Origin of the sequence: Bowmanella yangjiangensis, assembly GCF_017255015.1 — a bacterium.
In the GTDB taxonomy this organism is placed as follows: domain Bacteria; phylum Pseudomonadota; class Gammaproteobacteria; order Enterobacterales; family Alteromonadaceae; genus Bowmanella; species Bowmanella yangjiangensis.
The window spans coordinates 1-498 of the sequence record NZ_JAFKCS010000549.1 but is presented as its reverse complement, the minus strand read 5'-3'; the positions used below and the strand labels follow the sequence as shown (position 1 = coordinate 498).

Below are 498 nucleotides of genomic sequence, written 5' to 3'. Positions count from 1 at the left end.
TCAAGGGACTGTTCTTCGTCCTGCTGACCAGCGCCCTGCTCTACCTGGTGCTGTACCGCCACGCCCAGCGGCATCGCCGCGCACGGCTGGAGCTGGCGAGCAACGAGGAACGCCTGCGCCTGGCCCTCAATGCCACCCACGACGGCCTGTGGGACTGGGACGTGTCCAAGCGCCGGGTATTCTTCTCCGATGGTTACGCCGCGCTGCTCGGCCTGACGCCACAGGCCCTTGGCGATACCCGTGACGACTGGGCCGCGCGCCTGCACCCGGATGACCGTGAGGGTGCGATGCAGGCACTCAGTACCGAGTGGACCGATCAGCAGTACGAAAACATCTACCGCCTGCGGCATGCCGACGGCAGCTACCGCTGGATCCACTCGCGCGGCCGCTTGCTGCACGACGAGGATGGCCAGCCACAGCGCTTCATCGGCATTGCCAGTGATGTCACCCAGCAACGTGCCAACGATGACAGCCTGCGCCAGGCTGCTGCCGTGTTCG

General features: G+C 66.3%; 1 protein-coding gene. It reads left to right on the top strand.

Annotated features, from left to right (window positions below):
* Positions 1 to 498: PAS domain-containing protein (locus tag J0A65_RS25605; protein WP_206597026.1), on the top strand; the 498-nt coding region annotated here is incomplete at both ends.